Below are 4,235 nucleotides of genomic sequence, written 5' to 3'. Positions count from 1 at the left end.
CCCGCCCGATGCCCGGCACCTCGAAGACGCGTTTGGCGATGCGGTTGATGACCAGGAAGTCGGCCGGGTTGCGCAGGTCGTGGTCGGCTTCGATCATCAGCAGTTCCGGATTCATCCGGGCCTGGGAGAAATGCCGGTCGGCGGCCGCATAGCCGATGTTGGCCGGGACGTAGCCGGGCAGGTAGTGGCGGTCGTTGTAGTTGGCGTGGTATCCGGGCAGGGTGAGCAGCCCGACCAGACAGACGGCCGTGGTGGCCACCAGGACGGCGCCCGGCCAGCGCACGATCAGGGCGCCGATCCGCCGCCAGGTCCGGATGCGCATCGCCCGCTTGGGTTCCAACATGCCGAAACGGCCCGCGACCACGACGACCGCGGCGCCCAGGGTCAGCGCCGCGACCACCACGACCACCATCCCGATGGCCAGCGGGATGCCCAGCGACTGAAAGTAGGGCAGCCGGGTGAAGTGCAGACAGAAGGTCGCCCCCGCGATCGTCAGGCCCGAGCCGAGGATCACGTGCGCGGTCCCGTGATACATCGTGTAAAACGCCGATTCGCGGTCCTCGCCTACCGAGCGTGCCTCTTGATAGCGGCCGAGCAGGAAGATCACGTAGTCCGTCGAGGCGGCGATGGCCAGCGTCACCAGCAGGTTGACCGCGAACGTCGAGAGCAAAATGACGTTGTGGTAGCCCAGGAAGGCCACCACGCCGCGGGCCGCGGCCAACTCGAACACCACCATCCCCAGCACCACCAACACGGTGCCGATGGACCGGTAGACCAGCAGCAGCATGGTGATGATCACCACGAAGGTCAGCGCGGTGATCACCTTCAGGCGTTTGTCGCCGGCGATGTGCTGGTCGGCGGGGTGCGCCGCCGGGCCGGTCACGTAGGCCTTAACCCCGGGCGGCGGCGGCGTGTCGGCTATGATGCGCTGAATGGCCTCGACGGACTCGGTGGCCAGGGTCTCGCCCATGTTTCCGGCCAGATACACCTGGACGTAGGCGGCCTTGCCGTCCGGGCTCTGCGAGCCCGCCGCGGTCAGCGGGTCGCTCCAGAAGTCCTGGATGTGCTCGACGTGTTTGGTGTCGGCCCGCATCTTGGCGACCAGCGTGTCGTAGTAGCGGTGCGCCTCGTCGCCGAGCGGCTGCTGGCCTTCCAGCACCACCATCGCGGAGCTGTCGGATTTGAACTCGTTGAACACCTTGCCGACGCGTTTCATGGCGATCATCGACGGCGCTTCCTGGGGGCTCATCGACACCGCCCGCATCCGTCCGACCTCGTCGAGCTGGGGCACGACGGTGTTCAGCACGACGACGACGGCCACCCAGGCCAGGATGATCGGCAGCGCAAGCCGGCGGATCCACCGCGGGATGGCTACCTGCCAGGCCGGTGTGGACACCGTGGGCGACTTGGGCGCCTTGGGCGCGCTGGGCGGCCTGGGCGGCTTGGGCAGGGCGTCGGTGGGGTTCTCGCTGGTGTGTCGGCTCATGCGGACTTCACTATGCAGAAGGTTTGGGCGTTGACGCCATTGGAGATTCTCTCATCCTTGACCTCGCCGTCGACGGTGATCCGGCAGCCGATGGTGTCGCCGTCGCCCTGCGCGACGACGATGGGGCTGACCGCCGGGTCGGTGGTCGACAGCGTCAGCGACCAGGGCAGGCCGGCGCGGTCCAGCCGCTGCGGCTGGGCGTCCAGGTCCAGGTAGTTGATGTCGGCGAAGGTCCCGTCCGGGCTGAAGATGTCGTAGACCACGACCTTGGGGTTGAACGGCTCGGTGTCTTGAAACACGGTGGATGCGCCGGCGTTGTCGTGGGCACCGAAGTAGCCGTGGACCCGGTGCACCGTGAACACGCCGACGCCGACGACCGCCGCGATGAGCAGCGGCAGCCACGCACGTCTGACAACGCCGAACATGATGGCCTGCCCCTTTCGTACCGCGTCGACGTGCCAAGATTAGTGCATCAAACTTCCTTCCACGACCGGCCGTAGTCTAATCGAACATACATTCGATATACTGGTGGGCGTGGGCTGGGGCAACGGGCCGCCGAGCTGGGCGGAGATGGAGCGGGTGCTCGACGGCAGGCCGCGACACGCCGGGGCCGGTGGTGATTCTGACAACCCGGCGTGGTCGCGCAAACGGCAAGTGTGCCGGCCCCCCGGCGGCACTGCCGTCCCCTATGCCGAACTGCACGCGCACTCGGCGTACAGCTTCCTCGACGGGGCCAGCACACCGGAGGAACTGGTCACCGAGGCCGCTCGGCTGGGCCTGCGCGGCATCGCGCTGACCGACCACAACGGCCTCTACGGGGTGGTGCGGTTCGCCGAGGCGGCCAGGGAATGGGATATCGCCACCGTCTTCGGCGCCGAACTGTCGCTGGGAGCTTCGGCGCGCACCGACGAACCGGACCCGCCGGGCCCGCACCTGCTGGTGCTGGCCCGCGGCCCGGAAGGTTATCGGCGGTTGTCGCGCCAGCTGGCCGCGGCACACTTGGCCGGTGGCGAAAAAGGCAGGCCGCACTTCGATTTCGACGCGCTGGCCGACGCGGCGGGCGGGCATTGGCACATCCTGACCGGGTGCCGCAAAGGCCATGTCCGCCACGCGCTGGCCACCGGCGGCCCGGAGGCGGCCGCGGCGGCGCTGGCCGACCTGGTGGACCGGTTCGGGCGGCGGCGGGTCAGCATCGAGCTGACCTGGCACGGCCAGCCGCTCGACGACGAGCGCAATGCGGCGCTGGCGGCGCTGGCGCCGCGCTTCGGGGTTTCGGTGGTCGCCACCACCGGCGCACACTTCGCCGGGCCGTGCCGGGGCCGGCTGGCGATGGCGATGGGTGCGATACGTGCCCGGCAGTCCCTGGAGTCGGCAGCCGGCTGGCTGGCGCCGCTGGGTGGTTCGCATCTGCGCTCCGGCGAGGAGATGGCGCGGCTGTTCGCGCCGCGTCCCGACGTGGTGACCGCGGCGGCCGAGCTCGGTGCGCAGTGCGGATTTCCGCTGACGCTGATCGCCCCGCGATTGCCGCCGTTTCACGTGCCGGCCGGGCACACCGAGGACAGCTGGCTGCGGCAGCTGGCCCTGGCGGGCGCCGGCGACCGTTACGGACCACCCGAGCGTTCGCCGCTGGCGTACGCGCAGATCGAGCGCGAGCTGAAAGTCATTGCACAGCTGGGGTTCCCGGGATACTTCCTGGTGGTGCACGACATCACCCAGTTCTGCCGACGCAACGACATCCTGTGCCAGGGAAGGGGATCGGCGGCCAACTCGGCGGTCTGCTACGCGTTGGGCATCACCGCGGTGGACCCGGTGGCCAACGATCTGCTGTTCGAGCGTTTCTTGTCGCCCGCCCGTGACGGGCCGCCCGACATCGACATCGACATCGAATCGGGCCAGCGGGAAAAGGTCATCGGCTACGTCTACGACACCTACGGCCGCGACTACGCCGCGCAGGTCGCCAACGTCATCACCTACCGGCGCTGCAGCGCGGTGCGGGATATGGCCCGGGCGCTGGGTTTCTCGGCGGGCCAGCAGGACGCCTGGAGCAAGCAGCTCAGCCGGTGGGGCGGGCTTGCCGAATCACCCGATGCCGAGGGCATCCCCGAGCCGGTGATGGAGCTGGCGGCCCAGATCGCCAACCTGCCCAGGCATCTGGGCATCCACTCCGGCGGCATGGTGATCTGCGACCGCCCGATCGCCGACGTGTGCCCGGTGGAATGGGCCCGGATGCCCGGCCGCAGCGTGCTGCAGTGGGACAAAGACGACTGCGCGGCAATCGGTTTGGTGAAGTTCGACCTGCTCGGGCTGGGCATGCTCTCGGCGCTGCACTACGCGCGTGACCTGGTGGCGCAGCACCAGGGCATCGAGGTGGACCTGGCCCGCATCGACCTGTCCGAGCCGGCGGTGTACGAGATGCTGGCGCGCGCCGACTCCGTCGGAGTGTTCCAGGTGGAGTCGCGTGCCCAGATGGCCACCCTGCCGCGGTTGCGGCCCCGCGAGTTCTACGACCTGGTGGTACAGGTGGCGCTGATCCGCCCCGGGCCGATTCAGGGCGGCTCGGTGCATCCTTATATTCGGCGCCGCAACGGCGTCGACCCGGTGACCTACGAGCATCCGTCGATGGCCCGCGCGCTGCGGAAAACGCTGGGGGTGCCGCTGTTTCAGGAGCAGCTGATGCAGCTGGCGGTGGACTGCGCGGGTTTCTCGGCGGGAGAGGCCGACCAGCTGCGCCGCGCCATGGGGTCCAAAC

General features: G+C 69.0%; 3 protein-coding genes. 1 reads left to right on the top strand and 2 read right to left on the bottom strand.

The features are described from left to right. Both AC2VON_RS19165 and AC2VON_RS19160 read right to left on the bottom strand, forming a co-directional pair. On the bottom strand, window positions 1-1,486 hold a 1,486-nt coding region (locus AC2VON_RS19165), incomplete at its 3' end, for an MMPL family transporter (RefSeq protein ID WP_486954366.1). Then, window positions 1,483-1,911: an MmpS family transport accessory protein gene (locus AC2VON_RS19160; RefSeq protein WP_486954365.1), complete on the bottom strand. Its 429-nt coding sequence runs from the start codon at window positions 1,909-1,911 to the stop codon at window positions 1,483-1,485. The genes AC2VON_RS19160 and AC2VON_RS19165, both read right to left, overlap by 4 nt. A 109-nt stretch (window positions 1,912-2,020) precedes the next feature. On the opposite strand from AC2VON_RS19160, the gene AC2VON_RS19155 reads away from it, so the two are divergent. Further along, a partial coding sequence (locus tag AC2VON_RS19155) for an error-prone DNA polymerase (protein WP_486954364.1) occupies window positions 2,021-4,235 on the top strand: 2,215 nt, incomplete at its 3' end.

It is taken from the genome of Mycobacterium sp. TH-M82 (assembly GCF_057473605.1).
This window is presented reverse-complemented; position numbering and strand designations above follow the sequence as displayed.

Coding starts and splice junctions, on each gene's coding strand:
- AC2VON_RS19160 (WP_486954365.1), bottom strand. CDS start 1,911: ATGTTCGGCGTTGTCAGACGTGCGTGGCTGCCGCTGCTCATCGCGGCG.